General features: G+C 59.5%; 11 protein-coding genes and 1 tRNA gene. 10 read left to right on the plus strand and 2 right to left on the minus strand.

Features of this window, described 5'->3' with window-relative positions:
• Positions 1–417: 417 nt before the first annotated feature.
• From acs to Q1A44_RS04845, 8 genes are all read left to right on the plus strand, one after another.
• Positions 418–2376 carry an acetate--CoA ligase gene (acs, locus tag Q1A44_RS04810; protein WP_299620478.1) on the plus strand — a complete coding sequence of 653 codons (1959 nt, stop codon included), beginning with the start codon at positions 418–420 and terminating at the stop codon, positions 2374–2376.
• Positions 2376–3068, plus strand: coding sequence for an adenylate kinase (locus tag Q1A44_RS04815; RefSeq protein ID WP_299620481.1), 693 nt, complete (start codon positions 2376–2378; stop codon positions 3066–3068). Before acs ends, Q1A44_RS04815 begins: the two co-directional genes overlap by 1 nt.
• A gap of 27 nt (positions 3069–3095) precedes the next feature.
• A complete protein-coding gene (locus tag Q1A44_RS04820; protein ID WP_299620484.1) occupies positions 3096–3371 on the plus strand; it encodes a DUF4212 domain-containing protein in 276 nt (91 codons plus the stop codon).
• Between the two features lie 2 nt (positions 3372–3373).
• The gene (locus tag Q1A44_RS04825) at positions 3374–5176 is read left to right on the plus strand and encodes a sodium:solute symporter family protein (RefSeq protein ID WP_299620487.1); all 1803 of its coding nucleotides are present in this window, start codon (positions 3374–3376) and stop codon (positions 5174–5176) included.
• 80 nt (positions 5177–5256) lie between these two features.
• The gene (locus Q1A44_RS04830) at positions 5257–7074 is read left to right on the plus strand and encodes a DUF294 nucleotidyltransferase-like domain-containing protein (protein WP_299620490.1); all 1818 of its coding nucleotides are present in this window, start codon (positions 5257–5259) and stop codon (positions 7072–7074) included.
• Positions 7075–7100: 26 nt separating this feature from the next.
• The gene (locus Q1A44_RS04835) at positions 7101–7622 is read left to right on the plus strand and encodes a hypothetical protein (RefSeq protein WP_299620493.1); all 522 of its coding nucleotides are present in this window, start codon (positions 7101–7103) and stop codon (positions 7620–7622) included.
• Between the two features lies 1 nt (position 7623).
• A complete protein-coding gene (locus Q1A44_RS04840; RefSeq protein ID WP_299620496.1) occupies positions 7624–9015 on the plus strand; it encodes a 3'-5' exonuclease in 1392 nt (463 codons plus the stop codon).
• A 302-nt stretch (positions 9016–9317) separates the two neighbouring features.
• A complete protein-coding gene (locus tag Q1A44_RS04845) occupies positions 9318–22385 on the plus strand; it encodes an autotransporter domain-containing protein (protein ID WP_299620499.1) in 13068 nt (4355 codons plus the stop codon).
• A gap of 267 nt (positions 22386–22652) precedes the next feature.
• On the opposite strand, the gene Q1A44_RS04850 is transcribed toward Q1A44_RS04845, so the two are convergent.
• Positions 22653–22728, minus strand: a tRNA-Ala gene (locus Q1A44_RS04850).
• Between the two features lie 92 nt (positions 22729–22820).
• Positions 22821–23150, minus strand: a complete 330-nt coding sequence (locus Q1A44_RS04855; RefSeq protein WP_299620502.1) for a TIGR02300 family protein — start codon at positions 23148–23150, stop codon at positions 22821–22823.
• A gap of 143 nt (positions 23151–23293) precedes the next feature.
• Here Q1A44_RS04855 and Q1A44_RS04860 point away from each other — a divergent pair, with 143 nt between their 5' ends.
• Both Q1A44_RS04860 and Q1A44_RS04865 read left to right on the plus strand, forming a co-directional pair.
• Entirely contained in the window at positions 23294–23986 is a 693-nt protein-coding gene (locus Q1A44_RS04860; RefSeq protein WP_299620507.1) for a SprT family zinc-dependent metalloprotease, read from the plus strand.
• Positions 23987–24017: 31 nt separating this feature from the next.
• On the plus strand, positions 24018–24668 hold the full coding sequence (locus Q1A44_RS04865) for a GntR family transcriptional regulator (RefSeq protein ID WP_299620509.1): 651 nt from the start codon (positions 24018–24020) through the stop codon (positions 24666–24668).
• The last annotated feature ends 27 nt before the right edge of the window (positions 24669–24695 follow it).

The raw sequence follows: 24695 nt of genomic DNA on the forward strand, positions 1-24695 counted from the left end.
AGTCGGGTGCTGTTCCGACGGAAACGCCGGACGGTTTGGGCGTAGGGATTCGGCCTGACATGCCTTTGTTGGGTTCAACTTTGCCGATTATCGCAACAAGCGGCCCGATGGCGGCGCGCAACCGCGTTGGCGTGGTCAATTGGTTCGGGCGCTAACACTGCGCCATGCGAAATTGGGCCGGAAATCTTGTAAACTCTGATTGACAGTCAAGGTGTTGAGTTTTCTCGCTTTTGGCAAATTGACGCAGTCTAAGTTTACAAAAAACGCACCTATCGGAAAAAATTTATACAAAAAAATATAGCAAAGACAAATAGATAGTCTCTTTTTGACAAGAACTGGCGTAACTCTGTTTACACAACGTGGGAGGCGTCGTGATCGTCATGTGACGCTTCCTTCATCAGTTTGAGGAGGCTGACCATGGATGTTCTGGAAAAACCTGACAACGGCACGGACGCGCCAGCGCGCACCCCGCATGTCAACGCCGCGCAATACAAATCTCAGTATGAGGCTTCGATTTCGGACCCGGATGCGTTCTGGGCCGAGCAGGGCAAGCGCATTGACTGGATCAAGCCATTTACGAAGGTAAAGAACGTCGATTTCACCCTTGGTCAGGTTTCGATCAAATGGTTTGAGGATGGCACGCTGAACGTGGCGGCCAACTGCATTGACCGTCATCTGGCCACACGCGGCGAGCAGACCGCGATCATCTGGGAACCCGATGATCCGGCGGATGGCGCGCTCCACATCACATACAAGGACCTGCATCGCAGCGTCTGCAAAATGGCCAACATCCTCGAAGAGCTTGGCGTGCGCAAAGGTGACCGGGTTGTCATTTACCTCCCCATGATCCCGGAAGCCGCGTACGCCATGTTGGCTTGTGCCCGTATTGGCGCCATCCACTCCATCGTTTTTGCCGGGTTCTCCCCCGATGCCCTTGGCGCTCGCATCAATGGATGCGACGCCAAGGTCGTCATCACGGCAGACGAGGCTCCTCGTGGTGGTCGCAAGACGGCGCTCAAGGCCAACACCGATGCGGCGCTGCTGCACTGTGACGACCGGGTGAAATGCCTGGTCGTCAAGCGCACAGGGGGCCAGACCACCTGGACCGACCGCGACTATGACTACAACGAAATGGCGCTGGAGGCGTCGGACATTTGCGCGCCCGCCGAGATGAGCGCCGAAGACCCGTTGTTCATCCTCTACACCTCCGGTTCCACCGGTCAGCCCAAGGGCGTTGTGCATTCCTCTGGCGGTTATCTGGCCTATGCGGCGATGACCCAGGAAATGGTGTTCGACTACCACGACGGCGACGTGTTCTGGTGTACGGCCGATGTGGGTTGGGTCACTGGCCACAGCTATATCGTTTATGGCCCACTGGCCAATGGCGCGACAACGATCATGTTCGAGGGCGTGCCTACCTACCCGGATGCGGGTCGTTTCTGGGCCGTATGTGAAAAGCACAAGGTTAACCAGTTTTATACCGCGCCCACCGCGATACGCGCCCTGATGGCAGCGGGCGACGATCCGGTGAAACAGTATGACCTGAGCGATCTGAAAGTGCTGGGCACCGTGGGTGAGCCGATCAACCCCGAAGCGTGGAACTGGTACAACACGGTCGTCGGCAAGGGCAAATGCCCCATCGTCGACACGTGGTGGCAGACCGAGACCGGCGGCCATCTGATGACGCCGCTGCCCTTTGCCACCAAGCTCAAGCCCGGTTCGGCGCAGCAGCCCTTCTTTGGGATCGTGCCAAAGGTTCTGGACCCGCAATCCGCCGTTGAGATTACCACGACAGAGGCCGAAGGCGTGCTGGTCATCGCTGACAGCTGGCCGGGTCAGATGCGCACCGTCTGGGGCGATCACGACCGGTTCGAAAAGACCTATTTCAGCGACTATCCCGGTTACTACTTCACAGGCGACGGCTGCCGCCGCGATGCGGATGGCGATTATTGGATCACGGGCCGGGTCGACGATGTGATCAACGTCTCTGGCCACCGGATGGGCACGGCAGAAGTGGAAAGCGCGCTTGTCGCCCATGCGGACGTCGCTGAAGCCGCTGTTGTGGGTTATCCCCATGATATCAAAGGGCAAGGCATTTATGCCTATGTCACCCTGATGGACGGGGTCGAGGCAACGCCAGAGCTGCGCAAGGCGCTGGAGGTCTGGGTTCGGACCGAGATTGGCCCCATTGCCAAGCCTGACCTGATCCAGTGGGCCCCCGGCTTGCCCAAGACTCGATCGGGCAAGATCATGCGCCGCATCCTGCGGAAAATTGCCGAAGATGATTTTGCCACTCTTGGTGACACCTCGACCCTGGCCGAGCCGGAGGTCGTGGATGATCTCATTGAAAATCGTATGAACAGAAAGGACGCGTGATGGATGGTTCCGCGCACCCCGAAACGGCCCCGGTTCTGATCCTTCTCGGGCCGCCCGGTGCAGGCAAGGGCACCCAGGCCCGGATGCTGGAGGATCGCTTTGGCCTGATCCAACTGTCGACCGGTGATCTGCTGCGCGCCGCCGTTGCGGCGGGCACGGCAGCGGGCAAGCAAGCCAAGCAGGTGATGGAGGCCGGTGGCCTTGTCAGTGACGAGATCGTGCTTGCGATCCTGCGGGATCGTCTTGCCAGCCCCGATTGCGCCAAGGGCGTGATCCTTGACGGTTTTCCCCGCACGCTCGGTCAGGCCGAGGCGTTGGACGCGTTGCTGGCTGAGAGCGGGCAGGCCGTAAACGTCGCCGTGTCGCTGGAGGTGGATGACGTCAAGATGGTCATGCGCATCACGGGCCGCTTTACCTGCGGCGGCTGTGGCGAGGGTTATCACGACACGTTCAAGCCGCCTGTGGTCGAGGGCACGTGCGATAAATGCGGCAGCACAGATATGAAACGCCGCGCCGATGACAATGCCAAGACGGTGATGTCGCGGCTGGATGCCTACCACGCTCAGACCCAGCCCTTGCTCGCCTACTACGACGACAAAGAGGTCCTGCAAACGGTGGACGCCATGCAAAGCATCGACGCTATCGCGGCCGCGCTGGGCAAGATCACCGCGTCTCTGAACGTCGCATCTTAACACATCAAAAAAAGGAGGAGCGCCACAATGGCGGATCAATCAACACACACACAGGCAGATGGGGCGGCGGGATATTGGACAGCCAATATTCGCATCATCACCATCAGCCTCATCATCTGGGCCCTCGTGTCCTTTGGGTTCGGTATTCTGCTGCGCCCGTTGCTTGCGGGCATTGGTATCGGCGGCACAGACCTTGGCTTCTGGTTCGCCCAACAAGGGTCGATCCTGGTCTTTCTTGCGCTGATCTTTTTCTACGCCTGGCGTATGAACAAGCTGGATAAAGAATTCGGGGTGGAGGAATAATCATGGACCAGTTTACCCTTAACCTGCTGTTTGTAGGCGCATCTTTTGCGCTCTATATCGGCATCGCCGTTTGGGCCCGTGCGGGTTCGACCAGCGAATTTTACGCCGCCGGGCGCGGCGTGCACCCTGTCACAAACGGGATGGCCACCGCGGCGGACTGGATGTCGGCTGCGTCTTTCATCTCGATGGCGGGACTCATCGCTTTTACCGGCTACGACAACTCATCCTTCCTGATGGGCTGGACGGGCGGTTACGTTTTGCTCGCACTGCTGCTGGCCCCTTACCTGCGCAAGTTCGGCAAGTTCACCGTGTCCGAGTTCATCGGTGACCGTTTCTATTCGCCTACGGCCCGTCTGGTGGCGGTGATCTGTCTGCTTGTGGCCTCCATCACTTACGTGATCGGTCAGATGCAGGGGGTCGGCATCGCGTTTGGCCGTTTCCTTGAGATTGACGCCTTTTGGGGCCTGCTCCTGGGCTCTTGTGTCGTGTTCGCCTATGCCGTTTTCGGCGGGATGAAGGGTGTGACATATACCCAGGTTGCCCAATACTGCGTTCTGATCCTGGCCTATACAATCCCGGCTGTGTTTATCTCGTTGCAACTGACGGGCACGCCCATTCCGGCACTTGGTCTGTTTTCCGAGACATTGAATGCCGACGGCACCAGCAGCGGTGTGTACCTGCTGACCAAGCTTGACCAGATCGTGACGGATTTGGGTTTCTCCAGCTATACAGAGGCGCACAAGGACAACCTGAACATGGTTCTGTTCACCTTGTCGCTGATGATCGGTACGGCGGGTCTGCCCCACGTCATCATGCGCTTTTTCACCGTGCCTCGCGTATCTGATGCGCGTTGGTCTGCGGGTTGGACGCTGGTGTTCATCGCGCTGCTGTATCTGACCGCCCCTGCGGTGGGTGCCATGGCCCGTTTGAACATCTCTGAAATGATGTGGCCCAATGGTGTGAACGGCGAAGCGGTGTCGGTCGAGACCATTGAAACCGATGCGCGCTATGACTGGATGGCAACGTGGCAGAAAACCGGCCTTCTCGATTGGGAAGACAAGAACGGCGACGGCAAGATCCAGTATTATAACGATAAATCCGACGCCATGGCCGAAAAAGCGGCTGCCAATGGCTGGGAAGGCAACGAGCTGACGCGCTTTAACCGCGACATCCTTGTGTTGGCCAATCCAGAGATTGCCAACCTGCCCGGTTGGGTGATCGGCCTGGTGGCGGCGGGTGGCCTTGCGGCGGCTCTGTCTACGGCGGCGGGACTGCTCTTGGCGATTTCGTCGGCGGTATCGCATGACTTGCTCAAGGGTCAGTTGACGCCCAACATGTCGGAAAAATCAGAGCTGCTTGCGGCCCGGATTTCGATGGCAGCGGCGATTGTCGTGGCGGTGATCCTGGGGCTTAACCCGCCCGGATTTGCGGCGCAGACCGTGGCCCTGGCCTTTGGTCTGGCTGCGGCGTCGATCTTCCCTGCTCTGATGATGGGCATCTTCTCCAAGCGCGTGAACAACGTGGGCGCTGTGTCGGGGATGCTGGCGGGTCTGATCTTTACCCTGGTCTACATCTTCCTGCACAAGGGCTGGTTCTTTATCCCCGGTACCAACTCCTTTGTGGACAGTGCGGATGGATCCCTGTTGGGCATTCAATCGACGGCCATTGGTGCGGTCGGTGCGGTGATCAACTTTGCAGTGGCCTATGCGGTGTCGATGAATACCAAAGAGACCCCGCAGGAGATCAAGGATCTGGTTGAAAGCGTCCGTGTTCCCGCAGGTGCCGGTGCGGCTCTGGACCACTAAGATGCAAATGCATCCATGATATCGAGGCCAGCGGCATCTGCACGCTGGCCTTACCCTTTTAGCCCATGGAGGGCACATTGATGACCGACGCCCTGACCCTTTTGCGCCACCTGCACCCTTACGATGCGTTGCCCGAGGCGGTTTTTGCCGATCTGGCCGGCGCGATCACCGTGTTTGATCTGGCCGCGGGTGCGCCTGTCTATCGCTTTGGTGAAACGCTGGACGGGCTTTATGTCATTGTCGCAGGCGAAGTGTCTGTCCGCGACGCGATGGGCCATGAAGTGTCCGTCTTGCAGCGTGAGAATTCCTTTGGTGAGCGTGGTTTGTTGAAATCCGGCACGGCCGTGACGTCGGCCATCGCGATCCAGGACACGCGCCTGATCCTGATCCCTGCGCGCCTCTTTCACGGTTTGCGCGATGCGCACGTGCCTTTCCGACGCTTTTTTGACCGGGGCAGGGCGGAGGAAGGCAGCAACGGCACCTCTGATCTGGCGCAGGTTCGTGTCGAGACACTGATGGTGCCAAACCCCATAACCTGCGCGCCGACCGAAACGATTCAGGCTGCCGCCCAAACCATGCGGGATGCGCGGATTTCCTGCCTTTGCGTGGTTGAGGGCGACGCGTTGGTCGGCATCCTCACTATGCGCGATCTGACGGGCAAGGCTCTGGCCGATGGTCTGCCCCATGACACGCCGGTGGCCCAGATCATGACCTATGGGCCGCGCACGCTGCCCCCCTCGGCCATTGGGTCGGATGTGCTGCACCTAATGATGGAGTACCGGCTGGGGCATCTGCCGATTGTGGCGGGTAGCAAGTTGGTGGGTATCGTTACTCAAACCGATCTCACCCGGTTTCAGGCGTCGAACACCGCCGGATTTGTAGGAGATGCCGCCCGCGCCGCGTCTGTTGAGGACCTGGCGGCTGTCACTGCCCGCATCCCCGACCTGTTGGCCCATCTGGTGGCTGCTGGTCGTCGCCATGATGTTGTTACCCGCATGATCACTGATATCGCCGATGTGGTGACACGCCGTCTGTTGGCCATGGCCGAGGAAAAATACGGGCCCCCGCCCGTCCGTTATGCGTGGCTCGCTTGCGGGTCGCAGGGGCGGCAGGAACAGACCGGCGTATCAGATCAGGACAATTGCCTGATCCTCCCGGATGACCTGACCGAGACGCAGCTGGCTTATTTTGAACCCTTCGCCCAGTATGTCAGCGATGGATTGAACGCCTGCGGATACGTCTATTGCCCCGGCGACATGATGGCCACGAACCCGCGCTGGCGGCAGCCCCTGTCGGTCTGGCGCGACTATTTCCAACACTGGATCGCCAGCCCCAGCAAAGAGGCGCAAATGCTCGCCTCTGTCATGTTTGATCTGCGGCTTGTTGGCGGCGATGCGACCCTCTTTGACGGTTTGCAAGACGAAACGCTGAAGGCCGCCAGTGGCAATTCGTTTTTCACCGCCCATATGGCCAGCAATGCACTGACCCATGCCACACCTTTGGGCCTGCTCAAGGGGTTGGCGACCATCCGGTCGGGTGAGCATCGCAATACCATCGACATGAAGCTGAACGGAGTGGTGCCGGTCGTTGACCTGGGGCGGATGTATGCGCTGCAAGGGCGGTTGGGCGTGGTCAACACCCGCGCCCGGCTTGAGGCCGCAATTGCGGGTGGTATGGTCAGCCAAAGCGGCGGCCAAGACCTGTTAGACGCCTATGATCTGGTGGCACAAACGCGGCTGGAACATCAGGCGGCACGGATCAAACGGGGCGACGCACCCGAAAATTTCCTGCCGCCCGCTGCATTATCCGCCTTTGAACGCAGCCATCTGCGCGACGCTTTTGTAGTGATCAAGACGATGCAATCGGCATTGATGCAAGGACGCGGTGTTTTGGGCTAGGCTGGAAAAAACCGGGAGGGGTTTACATGTTCTTTGAACTGATTGGCACGATTGTAGCTGGGGTCGCGGCAGGCTTGATCGTCTGGGCGCTGAACCGGACGCTCAAGGGACGTCTGCCCACGTGGCTGGTGCCGGTTGCTGCGGGCGGTGCGATGTTTGCCACTACAATATCCAGCGAATACAGCTGGTTCGGCAGAACCGTCGGCAACATGCCCGAAGGGATGGTTGTGGCTCAAACTGTCGAGGAAAGCGCGTTCTACCGCCCCTGGACCTATGCCAAGCCCTTCGTGTCCCGTTTTGTCGCTGTGGATCAGGCGACTGCGCGCAGCCATCCCAAGCAGCCTGATCAACGCATTGTTGATCTGGTGTTTTATGGGCGGTGGGCGCGCACCGCCAAAGTGCCCGTTCTTTTTGATTGCGCGGACGCCAAACGGGCTGACATCGTGGATGGCATTGCATTTGGCGACGACGGTGCAGTGATCAACGCCGCATGGCGGATGCTGGACGGGGCAGACCCGGTTTTGAAAGCAGCCTGTCAGGAGGTGTGAGATGCATAACCTCAGTCTTCGGCTCCGCGTGTTTCTGTTCTTTGGCCTGATTGGCATGGGTGGGTTATGCGTTGTCGTGGGTGCCCTTTGGTTGGGATTTCGCCAAATGGACGACCCCGGTGCGCTGTCCCCGTTTGTCTCCGCCGGGGTCGTGGCGGGCTTTGGCCTGTTGGCTCTGGCGACCTTTGTCTGGCGGCTTTTTGACGAACATGTGTGCAAACCGATCGAAGCGCTGGCGGCCCAGTTTCGGGTGCGGGCCGACGCCGATATCGCGGCCTCAGTTGACCCAAACATGGCCAAATACCTCGGTGATCTTGCCCCCGCAGCCCAAGCCGTACAGGCCAGATTGGGCGAGGCCGCTCAGGCCACAGCGGAAACCGTAGTCCAGAAAACCGCGCGGTTGGAGCGGCAGCGCGCGCAACTGCTGCGTATCCTGTCGGACATGCCGGTCGCGGTGATCGTCGCATCGCAGGATCATCAGATCGTTCTTTATGATGGGCAGGCCGCGGACCTGATGGAGGCGGAGGCACCTGCGCGCCTGAATTGTTCCGTCTTTGATTATCTGGCCGAAGCCCCTTTGCGTGATCTGATCGCCCAGATGCGCGGGCAAGGGGCGTCACGCCGCGAGATTGCTCTAACGGGCCGTTCCGGCGCCGTCTATTCCGGTCATATCCGTCTGTTCGACAACGATGGGGGCTATACCCTGATGCTCGAGCCGCTGGACCCGACTGCGTCGCGGCCCCTGGTCTATGACTTTGATCTGTTGGACAAGGTCAGGCCCAGCGACCTCGATCAATGTCCTCTGCGGGACCTGACATTTGTTGTCTTTGACAGCGAAACCACGGGCCTTGACCCGGCCAAGGACGAGGTTGTGCAAATCGGTGCTGTGCGGGTGGTGAATGGTCGGGTGATCGCCTCTGAAACCTTTGAAACTCTCGTGAACCCGGGCCGCCCGATCCCGCCTGCATCCACCAAGGTGCACCAGATTGATGATGCGATGGTGGCGCAGGCGCCTGCCTTTAAGGAGGCGCGCGCGGGCTTTCATGCCTTTGCCAGTGGTGGCGTGATCGTCGCGCACAACGCGCCTTTTGACATGGCGTTTCTGCATCGCGACGGGTTGGACCCGGCCTTTGATCACCCGGTCTTGGACACGGTGCACCTGTCGGCCGTCGTCTTTGGCGGGTCGGCCGAACATACGCTTGATGCGATTTGCGAACGCTTGCTGGTCGAAATTCCAGCCGAGCTGCGGCACACAGCGTTGGGAGATGCGATGGCCACGGCACAGGCGTTGGTTGCGATGTTGCCCATCCTCGAGGCACGAGATCTGCGCTGCTTTGGTGAGGTCCGCGCCGAGATGCAAAAGCATCGGCGCATCCTCAAAGTGCAGTCTTAACGGGTGCTGTTTGCTTGATTTCGACGCATTTGGCAGACAGCAAGCGCTTGCGAAAAGTTATGGAATTTCAACGCGCAGACTGTTGACACACCAGTTCTCGGGGAATTTGGCGGCCAACTGTCACAAAAAAACACAGGTCGTCACTTTTTTTGGCGCTGGCTTGAAATCCTAATTTGGCGGTAACCCGCCTATGTGACAAGTTGCATGCGGGAGACGGCTGTTCGGCAGTATTTGTATTTTTTTGTCCATTTTTCGGACGGGCCGGCAGTCAGAGCTTCCCAGCTATGCATACGGGGCAGTCCATGACGTTTTTCAGAACCTATTTCTCGGCACTATTGATGTTTTTGGTTTTGGCAGCTGTGGGGCAACAGGCGCACGCGCAAGCGCCAGCCAGCTTGTCGTTCGAGGCGACCCCGACAACCATCGGCGCCGGTGGCAGCACAACGCTGACGTTCACGATCGACAACTCCTTTGGGTTGGATATCGCCGACGCCGCGTTTTCGATGGTCTTGCCCGTGTCCCCGGGGCAGGCCGTTGTGGCAGACAACCTTGCGTCAACCACTTGTATTGGCGGAACAATTACGGCAGCCAGCGGCGCGACCAGCATTGCGTTTGCAGATGGTGTGTTGGATCGCGGGACCACCTGCACCGTGTCTGTCAGCGTCACGCTTCCCGTCGCGGGTTCATATAGCTTCCCCGCCACAACTGTGACTAGTTCGGGGGGAACTCAACCGCCCGGTTCTCCGGTCAACGTGACTGCGGTTGCGCCGACATCCGGGCTGGCAAGCTTTGATTTCGTGCTGAGCGACGCGTCGATTGATCAGGGCGGTGTCACCACGGCCATATACACGATTGCAAATACTTCCACCGATACAGCCACCAGCAACGCAAACCGGATGGGCAGCTTCAGTTTTGATCACACCTTGCCCCCGGGTGTCGCCATTGCAACACCCAGTAATTCCAGCACAACCTGCGAACCGACAGGGTTTGGTTCGCCGTTCATCGCGGCTTTGGACGGCGGGCAGGAAATTTCATTCTCGTTGAGCGGAAGCAACTTCAGTGACCTCTTTGCGACCCTGCTGCCGGGCGAGTCCTGCACCGTGTCTGTTGATCTCGTTGGCAATGTCATCGGCGGCTACCAACTGACGCCGGATCCGTTGTCTGCGGCCCCCGAAACTGTTCCGGCCGCAACGCGCAGTCTGACAGTGAACGAGATCATTATCCCGACAGACGAAGTGACCATCACCAAGACCTTTGCAACAGAAACTGTGGCACCCGGCGGCATGGTCGATCTGACGTTCTTGCTTGGCAATGCCAATGCCACCGAAGACGCGACGCAGGTGTCCTTCACCGATGACATTGATGCCTTCATAAATGGCGCGATTTTGGTTGGCCTGCCCAGCAATGATGTGTGTGGCATTGGATCCATGGTTTCAGGAACAAGCACGCTGACCCTGTCGGGCGGTACGATCCCGGCACGCAGCACATGTTCGTTCACCGTGTCTGTCCAAGTACCGGCCTCCACCGTTGCGGGCGACTACCTCAACACCACAAGTGCGGTTCAGGCTCAGATTGGGTCCGGCCCTGTGGGTGGGACGAACACAGGCAGCGATACACTGACCGTGCTTGCAGCCCAGCCGTTGACGTTGACCCGTGCATTCACACCGGATGCGGTTGGGGCGGGCGATCCGTTGGTTTTGACATATACTATTTTCAACCCCAACGCGTCGCTGACGGCCACGGCCATCGCGTTTTCCGAGGATTTCTCCAGCCGCCTTGGCAATTTGGCCGCGTTCACCGGAATGACGGCGGCCTGTGGCGCGGGGTCTGGTTCCACCAACCTGATTGTCTCGGATTTCACCGGATCCTCTCTGGTTGGCTTCAACTTTTTTGGGGGTGAACTGGCGCCCGGGGCATTTTGTACCTTTTCAGCGACATCAACCGTGCCTACGGATTCCCCATCCGGTGCCTTTGTATCGACCTCCAGCGATCTGACCGCGACCTTCAGCGGACAGACGGTAACCACCCCGGGTCAGAGCGATACGCTGACCGTGAACGCGGGCGCGACTGTGACGCTGTCCGCGACGGTTGAAGACACGATTGACGGGATCAACGACGACCGCGTTGTGAATGGTGGCCAGTTCGATGTGGTTCTGACCTTCGAGAACGCCGCGGAATCGCAGGTTGGTATCACTGCGGGCGGATATGAATTCGACGTGGCGCAATTCGGGGCTGGTACAACCGCTGCGCTGGTCAGCAATGGCTGTACTGGAGCCGGCGCAAGCTTTAATGGCGGAGGAAATCTGCTGACCGTGACCGATGTCGCATTGGCCATCGGTGCGTCCTGTGACATTTCCGTGCGCGTCACGGCGCAAGGCGGGACGAATGTTCTGGCCTCAGCCGACACAAGCCCGCTGACCTTCACAGCTGGTGGAGCGCCGGGCCAGGCCGCCGGGACGACGGCCTCGATCACCATCGGCAATGCGTTGCCTTTGGTTGCGAGTCACGCGTTCAATGGTGGTGCCACAGCATTGGCGGGCGAAACTATCCGGTTGTCCTACCTGTTTGAAAATCCCAATGCCACATTGGATGCCAACAACCTCGTTTTCACCCACAACCTGGCTGGCGTTGTTGGTGGTCTGTCGAATGTCAGTGTTACGCCTGCCGTTGACACGTGTAACTTCGCCCTTGTGAACGGAACGACCTTCCTGATTGCCACGGGCGGCACGGTGCCCGCTGGCAGCTCATGCGAGGTGGCCATTGATGTCCTTGTTCCGGTGTCGGTTGGCACAGGCGATTTCTTTAGCCAAACCAGTGACTTATCGGCGACAATCGACAGCGCAACGCTTATCACTTCCGGTTCTCAGGCTGTTCTTACTGTCGACAATGAACCGATCGGTTTCTCGATGGCGTTCACGGACGATCCGGTCGCACCCGGTGAAGATGTCACTCTTGAGTTCACCATTGAAAACCCGCTGAGCACGGCGTTGAGCGCCATTGCGTTTGATCTGGACCTGAACACAGCCATCGGCACGCCCGTGTTTGCAAGCACCCTTGCAACCAACACCTGCGGCGGCACGGACAGCACCGCTGGCACTGGGACGCTGACCTATGGTGCGGGCACCCTTGCGGCGAACAGCACGTGTACAATCATCGTTGCGGCGACGATCCCTGCGGGATCCAACAACGGCAACTTTGCCCATACGACCAGCGGACTGACGGCGACGGCCGGTGCCATCTCTGTTGGTGCAGATCCGGCGTCTGATACGCTGGTTGTGAACTCTCTGGCAGATGTCATTTTCAGTGCGGCCATTTCGCCTGCATCGACAGTCCTGGGCGGCACGACGGCGATCACCTATACAATTGAGAACGCGGGCACCACGACCATCAGCGACCTCGTGTTTTCGCATGACATCGGTGGTACGTTGCAAAACACCGTCGCCACCAATTTGCCCCTGGCCAATGCCTGCGGTGCGGGGTCTTCGGTCTCGGGCACAGACACCGTTGGCTTGACGGGTGGCGAAGTAGGGCCGGGCGAGACCTGTAATATTGTCGTTGATCTGGCTGTTCCAGTGACAGCGACGGCCAGCACGACACCCTATGCAACGGCAACGGGTGATCTGTTTTCCAATGGTCTGGCCATTGCGGGACCCGCGTCCACGGCCCTGACGATTGCGGCGGCGGCGGACCTGGCGGTTACCGTAGACAACGGCGCGACGTCGATCGTTGCGGGCGAAAGCACCGTCCACACCATCACTGTGTCCAACAATGGCCCCTCAGACGATCCGGCAGCTGTGTTTCAGGGCGTCCCGTTTCCGTTTGCCAGCTGCACATACACCTCCGTGGCGTCCGGTGGCGCGAGCGGCAACACAGCGGCAGGCTCTGGCCCTCCTGGAAATACGTTGAACCTGCCCAATGGCAGCTCGGTCACATACACGTTGACCTGTGCCGCCCCTACGAACCTGGGTGGCACAGCCACGACATCTGCCACGGTGACCACATCTGCTGGCGTCACCAGCCTTGTGCCCGGCAACGATTCTGCGTCTGATTCTGATCCGGTTCTGCGCGTCGTCGACCTTGGCGTCACATTGGCAGACTCGGTAGATCCAGTTTTGCCCAATGGCACCACAACCTACACCGCTGTGGTGAGCAATGCAGGTCCCAGCCTTGAGACTGATGCGCGCGCGACGTTTACGCTGCCCACGGGGTTCAGCCTAGCCTCAACCAGCGGATGTACGCAGGATCCAAGTGGTGTCCCAACCTGTTCGCTGGGCTTTATCCAGCCGGGCACGAGCAAGACCTTTACCGTCCAGACAACGGCGGATGCCGCAACCACGGGGACACAGATGGCCAGCGTCAGCGTTGCCTCCTTCTCTGGCGGGACGGACCCTGTGACGTCCAACGATTCAGCGACCCAAGAGACGACCGTGACCCCGCAGGCCGACATCTCTGTCAGCGTGTCTGACGGCGTGACGACTGTTGAGGCGGGACGCCGCACGAACTATGAGATTCTGGTGCGTAATGATGGTCCGTCATTGGCCCCAGCGGTCACGCTCACCGACAGTTTCCCGGCGGGCCTGGTCTGTAATGTCACTTCGCAAGCCATCGGCGGCGTGACCGGCAACACCGATCAGAGCAACGTGACAGGCTTGATCGAAACCCTGTCGATGCCGTCCGGTTCTTTCGTGAGTTATACGGCCCGTTGTCTGGTGCCGACATCGGCCACCGGAACACTTTCCAACACCGCGACGGTCTCTAGTTCAATTGGTGACCCCGTCGCGGCCAACAACTCGGCCACCGACAATGACACGGTGATCACGCAAGAAAGTGATCTGAGCATCGCCCTGCGCGCGCCGCAGGCCGGCTATTTTGCTGGCGACACGTTCACCATGTCCGGTACTGTTTCCAATTCCGGCCCAAGCGATGCGCCTAACACGTCCGTCGCCATCACGTTGCCTGCGGGTCTGACTTTTGTGTCGACCTCTGGCTGTGCCGAAGACCCCAATGGTGTGCCCACCTGTAGCGTGGGCACTGTGACACCTACTGCCACAAACCGCTTTGATCTGACCGTTTCTGTTGACGGGGATGCCGGTGCAAATCTGACAACAACGGCTTTGGTCTCATCAGATGCCACAGACCTGAACACGGCGAACAACACTGGCACATCCAGCGTGGCGATCACACCGTTGGTGGATGTGAGCGTCACCACAACGGATGGCGTAAGCGCTGTGGCTGCGGGGGACACCGTGACCTACACCACGGTTGTTTCGAATGCGGGTCCTTCGACAGATCCATCGGTGAGCTTTACCGACTCTTTCCCAGCAAACCTGACCTGCGGATATACGTCCGTGGCCACAGGTGGCGCGACCGGCAATACCGTGTCCGGAACTGGTAACCCAAGCGAAACGCTGAACCTGCCCAATGGGTCCACCGTTACATACACGGCCGTCTGTACTGTGCCGAGTTCGCTTGCGCCCCAGATCCTCTCGAGCACGGCGACGGTAACCCCATCCGTATTCGAGACCGTTACTTCAAATAACACGGCCACGGATGACGATACGTCCGTCGTTACCTCTGTCGATCTGAGCGTCTCTGTCAGCCAAGGAACGAACCCGCTGTTTGTCGGTGAGACAAACACGTACACAGTGACGATCAACAACGCCGGGCCAAGTGATGCGCCAAGCATCTTTGCTGGTGCAAGCGCCGGTCCGGGTTTGGACTTTGGCGTGCTCTCGGGCTGTACCGCGTCATCCAGCCCTGTCCCGCCAGGTTTGTTTGCTTGCGACATTCCCACTTTGATCGCAGGCCAGCAGGCGTCATTCACGTTCACCGCAACGGCCAATGGCGATCTGACCGGTTCGGTGTCGGCTTCTGCATTCGGCTTTGTTGTTGATGGGGATGAGGTGGACGCTGCCGACAACACCTTTGACGCAACAACGACAGTCGTGCCGCGCGCCGATCTGTCTGTCACCAAATCGGACGGTGTGACCAGCGCCGCTGCGGGCGAAACCGTGACCTACACGATCGTCGCCAGCAATGCCGGACCTTCGCCCGATCCAGCCGCCGCGCTGACCGACACCTTCGCCTCGGGGCTGACCTGTACATATACCTCCGTTGCTGCGGGTGGGGCCACGGGCAACACGGCTGCAGGGTCCGGCGATCTGTCAGAGACGCTGTCGCTGCCGGTGGACGCATCGGTGACTTACACCGCAAGCTGCCTCATCGGAACGACAGAGACGGGCACGTTGTCCAACACTGCCACGATTGCGGCTTCCATTGCTGACCCAGACACCGCGAACAATACGGCCACGGACAATGACACAGTGTTGCAACAGGTCGCTGATCTGAATGTGACGCTGGCAGATACGCCAGACCCGGTCAACGCGGCCAGCAACATCAGTTATTCGGTTGATGTGACCAATGACGGCCCATCTCAGGCTGCCAACGCCGTGGCCACCTTTACCCTCGACGGTGGCCTGTCGCTGGTGTCGACCACTGGCTGTACCGAGGACCCCAATGGCGTCACCACCTGTAGCTTGGGTGCAATTGCGTTAAACGACACCGCATCCTTTACCGTGGTTGCCAGCGGCACCGATGATGAGGCAGGTGATGTAACTTCAAGCGTGTCCGTCGCTTCGGATGCCACTGACCCCATAACCACAGATAACATTGCCCAAGCGACGACAACCGTCACGCAGGTTGCTGACATTGCTGTTGTGATCAGCGATGGGCTGACCAGCGCGCTTGCGGGCAACAACATCACCTATACACTTAACGTTGCTAACTTTGGCCCATCGACAGATCCGGCTGTTCGGATTGTCGATACCTTCGACCCGAATACAACCTGCACCTTCTCGCCTGTGTTCCTCAATGGTGGGTCGCTTGTGTCCAGTACCACGGTTGCGGGTGGTTTTGATCAGACGGTGTCACTGCCTTCGGGCGGGCGCGCGTTCTACAATGTGTCTTGTACTATTGACGGGGATTTCGAGGGGACATTGACCAATTCCGTGGTTGCGACGGGATCTGTCATTGATCCGGTTGCATCCAACAATGCAGCTGCCGACAGCGACACAGTTGTGACCCGCTCGACCGATCTGAGCGTCACGAACTCCGATGGCATCACCCTCATAACGTCTGGTCAGAGCCTGACATACAAGATTGTTGTTCGGAATTTCGGTCCATCGGACGAGCCTGCAGCGACGTTCACAGACAGCTTCCCGACTGGCTTGACCTGTACCTATACCAGCACCGCGGAAGGCGGGGCGACGGGCAACACCGCCTCCGGTTCGGGCAATCTGACCGAAACGCTCGCGATGCCGAAGGGGTCGTCTGTGACGTATTTGGCAAGCTGTCTGGTCGATCCAAATGCGACGGGCACATTGTCGAATACGGCGAGCGTTACCGCATCCGGCTTTGATCGCTATACAGGCAACAATACTGCAGCCGCTGCCGACACGACGATCACGCCGCTGACCTTTGGCTTTACCAAATCCTTCAATCCGACGGCGGTCGATGTGGGCCAGACATCGCGCCTCACGCTCGTGGTGGACAACACCACCAACAGCCTGGCGTCCACAGGCATGAGCTTTGACGATCCGTTGCCCACCGGCATGGTGCTGGCCGCCGATCCGGCGGCGAGCAACAGCTGTGGCGGTGCCCTGACAGCGACCGCTGGCGCGTCGAGCGTTTCGCTCAGCGGTGGCACGGTTGCCGGTGGCGCCACCTGTTCTATCGCCGTGACTGTTGTCACGTCGGCGGACGGATCGCTCGCCAACACGACGACGGTTCTGGCATCGAACTTCCCTGATGCGGGCCCTGCGGTCGCCAACCTGGCGGTGAACCCGGCAGGTGCGCCGACCTTTGTCAAAGGCTTTGCCGATACGTCCGTGAACCAAGGTGAGACAACTGTTCTGACCTTTGGCATCGACAACACGGCCAACTCGGTTCCTGCAACAGGCATGGCCTTCACCGACACCCTGCCGGCAGGCATGGTAGTGGCGAATTCGCCTTCGGTGTCCAACGGTTGCGGCGGCACGTTCACAGCAACCCAACAGGCGGGATCCGTCTCGTTGAGCGGTGGGACGGTTGCAGCGCTTGAAAGCTGCACCATCGACGTGACCGTGCGCGCAACCGGATTCGGGACGTTGCTGAACACGGCGGGCGATCTGACATCCGATTTGCCCACGGCTACAGGGCCGTCCGCAACGCTGACCTCCGTCGCTGCGGAAATGACTTTTGCTAAGTTCTATACTCCGAACAGCATCGCGCAGGGCCAGAATTCGACGATCTTCTACCTGATCGAAAACACCAACAGCGCCATCAACGCGACCGACGTCAGCTTTACCGACAACCTGACGGGTGGCCTCATCGTGGCGACGCCTGCGAATGTGAACAATGGTTGCGGCGGCACGTTCACAGCCGACCCGGGCAGCGCTGCCATCGTATTGAGCAATGGGGAGGTGGGCCAATTCTCGAGCTGTGTGATCACAGTTGATGTGACCGCACCTGATGCGGGGTCGATCACACACAGCACATCCGAAATAACGTCCACCGTAGCAACAACGCCCGCGGCGACCGCTACGCTGAACGTCTCTGCGGCCTTTGCTCAGGGCTTCTTGCAAAGCTTTGTGCCCGCGTCCATCACGCAGGGTGAAACATCGGTCCTCACCTTCGACATCTCGAACGACAACTTTATCGCAGTTGAAGGGTTGGCCTTTACCGACACATTGCCAAGTGGCGTAACGGTGGCGGCAATCCCTGCGGCCTCCAACACCTGTGGCGGGACCTTCGCGCCAAGTGCCGGGGACGGAACGCTAATTTTCTCGGGCGGCGCGTTGGCCGCGCGATCGGCCTGTGCGATCTCTGTCACGGTGCGCGCTGTTGAAGACGGTTCTGCCATAAACACCAGCGGCCCGTTGACGTCGACAACAGTGCCCGACTCTGACGCTTCGGTTGCAACCCTGACAGTCGGTGCTGCGGATGCACCTGCCTTCACCAAGGTCTTTACCCCTGACGCAGTGGAGCAGGGTGACACCTCTGACCTCACCTACACCATCGACAACAGCGCAAATGCCATCCAGGCGGGCGAACTGGCATTCACCGACAGCTTCCCCGAAGGATTGGTTGCCACGTCAGTTGCGATCACCAACACGTGCGGCGGTACAGTGACAACAGCAACCGATGGCACATTGCTGACGCTTGCGGGCGGCACCGTGGCCGAGGGCGCAAGTTGTACGATCACGGCAAATGTTCGGGTGCTCAGCGCCAGCGACATCATCAGCGTCTCCGGTGACCTGACTTCTGAATTGGAAACGGCGAGCGGTGCCTCGGCGGGGATCGAAGTGACGCGCGCAGGTGCACCCGTCTTTGCCCAGTCCTTTACACCGTCGACCATCGCACAGGGCGAAGTGTCGACACTGACATTCGATATCGACAACACGGCTAACCTGATCGAGGCGGTGAATGCAGCCTTTACCAACACCTTGCCTGACGGATTGATCATCGCGGACCCGTCCAATGTGTCAAACGCCTGTGGCGGCACCCTGAGCTTTAGCACCGGTGGTAGCATCCTTGATTTCAGCAATGGAGTGATTGCCGAGGGGACGAGCTGTGCGATCAGTGTCGATGTCCGCGCCTTGGTGTCGGGTGCAATCGAGAACACTACAAGTGATCTGACCTCGTCGATCACCACTGCGCTTGCTGCGTCCGCGACCTTGACGGTTGAGGCGGCGGAAGCCCCTGGCTTTGCCAAGGTCTTCGCACCTGACGCCATTGCGCAGGGCGAAACATCCGTCCTGACCTTTACTATCGACAATGGCGCCAACGCGATCCTGGCGGACTCCGTGGCCTTCAGCGACACGTTCCCGGATGGTCTGGTTCTGGCCGAAACACCCGCCGCGTCCAACACTTGTGGCGGCACGCTGACGGCGTCCGGCGGGGCTGGCGACATGTCTCTGGAAAATGGGTCTATTGCCGCCGGTGACGCCTGTGAGATCAGCGTGACCGTTCGCGCACTGGGTAGCGGCGTGATGGAGAATGTCACGAGCGATCTGACCTCAACCATCGCGACCGCTGATCCGGCAACTGCGACGTTGACGGTCACTGCTGCGGATGCCCCAACCTTTGCCAAGGCATTCTCGCCTGACACGGTAGCGCAGGGGGAAACATCGACCCTGATCTTTACCATCGACAATAGCGCCAATGCGATCCTGATGGAGAGCATCGCCTTTGACGACGTCTATCCTGAGGGGATACTGACGGCGGATGATCCCAACATCTCCAATACCTGCGGTGGTACTTTCACGACGGTTGCAGGTGGCGTTTCCGCCAGCTTGTTGGATGGGGTTCTGGCCGAAGGCGCAAGCTGCACCATCTCTGTTGATGTGCGGGCGATCGGAGTCGGGGCGTTGGAAAACACCACGACCGAACTGACCTCCACCTTGGCCACCGCACCTGCGGCATCGGCCACGCTGACTTCGACTGCGGCGGATGCACCGGGCTTTGCCAAGTCGTTTTCGCCCGCAGCCATTGTTCAGGGCGAGGTGTCGACCCTCACGATCAGCATCGACAACACGGCAAATGCAATCCTTGCCGACGAGCTTGCGATGACGGATGTGTTCCCGTCAGGCATGATCGTGGCACCGACAGCGTCCCTGACCAACACCTGCGGCGGTACCGCCACGGCGGTGTCGGGTTCTGACACTCTGACGCTCAGCGACGGTGTTCTGGCCGAAGGATCCACATGCGAGATTACGGTCTCCGTACGGGCCATCGAGACGGGCAGCCTTGTTAACGTGACCAGCGATCTGATCTCGACCATCGCAACCGCCAGCGCAGCTACAGCCACGTTGACAGTCAGCACCGCGGATGCGCCTGGATTTGCGATCAGCTTTGCGCCCGACAGTATTGCGCAAGGTCAGACCACAACGCTGAGCTTCGTCATCGACAACACCGGAAACGCCATCGAGGCGACGTCCCTGGCCTTTGACAACACCTTGCCGACCGACGTGACCATCGCGGAAACGCCCGCTATCAGCGACAGCTGTGGCGGTACGCTGACGGCCGTGGCAGGGGCTTCCAGCCTTTCCTTTGTCGGCGGAACGGTTGCCGAAGGCGCGAGCTGTGAAGTGACGGTTGATGTGCAGGCCATCGGGACAGGTGCCGTGACGAACACGGCATCGACCCTGACATCGAGCCTGCCCACAGCGGCCGCCCCAAGCGCGACATTGACTGTGACCGAAGCAGAAGCGCCCGGCTTTACCAAGGTCTTTGGCAACACATTACTGTCCCAAGGTGCGACGACGACGTTGGTCTATACCATCGACAACACCGCCAACAGCATCGGTGCCACGGGCCTCGGCTTTACCGACAACCTGCCTGCAGGCCTGGAGCTTGTGTCGTCGACCCTGACCGGCAATTCGTGTGGCGGCAACCTGACCGCGGCGGCTGGATCGCAAAGCATCAGCTTGAGCGGCGGCACTTTGGGGGCAGGGGAGACCTGTCAGATCACCCTTGTGGTGCGTGCCCTGACCTCGGGTTCGTTCTCAAATGGGGCGCCTGTCCTGACATCCAGCCTGCCAACCGCAACGGCGGACTTGCCAGGCGGCAGTGTCGTTGTCATCGAAGAGCTTCCACTGACGGCCTCATTGGTCTTTAGCCCCAGCTCGATCGAGCAGGACGAGGTGTCGACGCTGACCTATACGCTGACGAACCCGGCCGCGTTGGCCGCGACGTCTATCACGCTGAACGACACGCTGCCATCGGGAGTCAGCATTGCCTCCGTGGCGAATGCCAGCACAACCTGCTCCGGCACGCTCTCCGCGACAGCGGGCGGGTCGTCGGTGGCGCTCTCAGGTGCGAACCTCGGTGTCGGGTCCAGCTGTTCAATCTCGGTCAACGTAACGTCGCTAACCATCGGCAGTTTTGCCAACAGCTTGGATACGCTGACATCGTCCCTGGGCACATCGGATACGGCCAGCGCAACGTTGCAGATCACGCCTGCCACAACAGGTACTGTGACCTTTGTTCAGGTGACGGATACGGATGGCTCCTACAGCTTCTCGTCAGTTGAACCGGGCTTGAACTTCAGCATTCTGGCCTCGGGCGGGTCGGGGACTGCGGGCCCAATCAGGGTGGATGCGGGCAGCTATCTGGTGAACCAATCGGTCCCGGATGGCGTCGGTAACACGTCGATCAGCTGTAGCGACGGGGACAGCACGGGTGACGCGTTTGCGCGCACGCTCTCGCTCAACATCGCGCCCCTTGAGGCTGTGACTTGTACGATTTCGTCGATCTCAACACGTCAGCAGACTGTGGATGTGATCAACGAATTCCTGACCAAACGGGCTGATCTCATCCTGTCGTCTGAGCCGTCAGCCGGCCGTCGCTTTGACCGGCTGAAACGTGGTTCGGGTACGTCTTCGCCCTTGCAGTTCTCGCAAGGCGATCTGAAGTCCTTCCTGCCCTTCTCGGCAACGATGGACTTTGGCGGCGGCAACTTCTCCTTCAGCTCCAGCCTGCTGCAAACACGGCAAGCGGCCGCCAGCCTTGCGCTTGCGCATGGCTCGCCCGAGGACACGCTTTATGTCGAAAACCAGCGCCGCGATTTCTGGGTCGAGGCACAGTACAAAGAGTTCGATCTGGGCGACAATGGCACCGGGCACTTTGGCATCATCTATGCAGGTGTCGATTATCTGGTGACACCGGATATGCTGGTGGGTGTGATGCTGCAGTTCGACGATATGGAGGACGCGTCGTCGGCCACCAACAGCACTGTCAGCGGTACCGGTTGGATGGTCGGGCCGTATATGACCATGCGCCTGAATGACCGCTTGTACTTTGATGGACGTATCGCGGTCGGCCAGTCGAACAATACGGTCAGCCCGTTCAACACCTACAGTGACGACTTCGACACCAACCGTTGGCTGGTGAAGGCTGCACTGACGGGGGAGTTCACACGGGGTGCCTGGACGATCCGACCCAATGCGAGCCTGTCCTATTATGAGGAAAAACAGCTTGGCTATACGGACTCGTTGAACGTTGCGATCCCGAGCCAGACGGTCAAGCTGGGCCAGCTCAAGATCGGCCCGACATTCACCGGCAATTTCAACACGTTGGACGGCACCAACTATTCGCCATATTTCGGGTTGGACGCGATCTATAACTACGGTGACACGACGGGCGTGACCTTGTCCGATCCTGATGGGACGGCTGCTGTAGAAGGCCTGCGGGGCCGCATTCGGGCGGGCGTCAAGATCAGCAATGATCGTGGTAGCGAATTCAGCTTTGGCGCATCCTACGATGGTATCGGCCAGTCCGATTACGAAAACTGGGGCGTCTCGGTGGAGCTTGCAATTCCGATCAACAAATAGCCGGAAGGCAGAACCAAGAGCGCCCTATGGCGCTCTTGGTTTATTTGGTCTGAGCGGATTTTATCTAGTGCCGCAAAAACAAATCGAGCCCACTGATCGGTCGCGCAATCTGCGAACGACAGCATTGTTGCTGGTCTGTGACATCAGAAATTTGGGTGAAGCGCGTTTTTCCTTAAATAGGAAACTTACGACAAGTCGCGCCGCTGACCGTCAGTCAGCACGTGGACATTTGGTATTCGCCGTCGTTTATAATTGGGAGTGCAAGAATGGTGGAGCCTAGCGGGGTCGAACCGCTGACCTCCTGCATGCCATGCAGGCGCTCTACCAACTGAGCTAAGGCCCCATTCTTGATCGACCGTTACCAGTCGTGCGCCGCTGATTAGGCGCTTTGCCGGGCGGGATCAAGCAAAAAACTCAACCCCGGCCCCAGGTATTTTACGAGTCGTCGTCGTCCGACGCCACGTCCGCGATTTCTTCGAGCGGAACGGTATCCTCGTCCTCGTCATCATCGAGCAGATCATCGTCCAGCTCGACTTCAACGTCATCATCGTCCAGCACCTGATCGTCGTCCGTGGCGGCAGTTGCGGCCTTGGCCTTGGCTGTGACGGCATCTTCGGCGTCGGCGGCAATCATGCGGGTCTTGGTACTGTCCAGCTCGACCACGTCACCGGTGTAAGGGCTGACGATCGGGCTCCGGTTCATGTCGTAAAACCGTTTGCCGGTCGTTGGGCAAAGCCGTTTGGTGCCCCATTCTTCCTTTGGCATCGGTAATCCTTTTCCTGTGTTCCGACCCCGCAGCAGCCTGACAATTTCAGGCGTGCAAGGTCAGTGAATATTGCAGCGATTCTGGGCAAGTGCCATAAGGCCGAGACGGAGTCAAAGCCTTATGGCGTGAAGAGGAAAATGGGATGACCACCCGTGTCCTTCAAGGGCATCCAGATATTTCTGTGACCTTGCGCCGTTCGACCCGGGCAAAGCGCATTACGCTGCGTATTTCCCAGTTGGATGGCCGTGTGACCCTGACCTTGCCCAAGGATGTGACCGAATCTGCTGCGCTAGGGTTTGCCGAAGAAAAAGGGCCATGGATTCGCAAACATCTGGCCGGTCGCGTCCAAGGTGTCGCCGTTGCGTTGGGTCAGCATGTTCCCGTCGCCGGACAGCCTCGTCAGATTGTTTCGGGGACAGGCCGCGCAGTCAGGTTGGAAGAGGGCCACCTGATCGTCCCGGGCGACGACGCGGCTGTGCCCCGAAAGGCGTTGGGGTTTCTCAAGACCCTCGCTCGCAATCGCCTTGCCGCAGCCAGCGACCATTTTGCCGCCCGCCTTGGCCGCAGTTATAGCGGGATCAGCATTCGGGATACCCGCTCTCGCTGGGGGTCTTGTTCGTCGGCGGGCCGGTTGATGTATTCCTGGCGGCTCATCATGGCCCCGCCTGCGGTGTTGGATTATGTCGCAGCACACGAAGTGGCGCACCTGTCCCAGATGAATCACTCGTCTGCCTTCTGGGCCGAGGTGACCCGTATTCACGGCCCCTATGAGGCGCAGCGCCGCTGGTTGCGAACCGATGGCAACGCCTTGCACGGCTATAGATTTGGCGATTGACGCACACGCTTGTTTGTGATCACAAATCCACATGCAAAGCCAAGCCCGCACCCGTGACACCCTGTCTGCGGCCCATGACCGCGTTTTTCGTAGATTGCGCACCCGTATCATGCATGGCGACATTGCACCCGGTCAGGCCCTGACCTTGCGCGGTATCGGTAAGCAATATGACGTGTCGATGACCCCTGCCCGCGAGGCGGTGCGCCGTCTGGTGGCGGAAGGGGCGCTGACGATGTCGCAATCAGGGCGAGTGTCCACGCCCGAACTGTCGAACGAGCGGATCGAAGAACTTGCCGCCCTGCGCGCCCTGATCGAGGTAGAGCTTGCCACCCGCGCCTTACCCCGCGCGCACCTTGCGTTGATCGAGCGGTTGCAAACAATCAACACATCTGTGGCCGAGGCGGTCGCCCACCGCGATGCAGTCAGCTATATCCGCACCAATCTGGAGTTTCACCGCACCCTCTATCTGCGCGCGCAGGCCCCTGCGATGCTGGCCATGACTGAAACAGTCTGGTTGCAGATGGGGCCGACCATGCGCGCGCTATATGGCCGGTTGCGACGCACCGAACCCCCGCAATATCACCGCCACATCATCGCCGCTCTGCGCGCGGGCGACGAACCAGGGCTGCGCATTGCTGTTCGTTCGGATGTGACCCAGGGCCTTCGTATGTTGGCGAGCTGACTTTAAGCCTTTGGTAGGGCGAAACGT

This window comes from uncultured Tateyamaria sp., from assembly GCF_947503705.1.
GTDB lineage: Bacteria > Pseudomonadota > Alphaproteobacteria > Rhodobacterales > Rhodobacteraceae > Tateyamaria.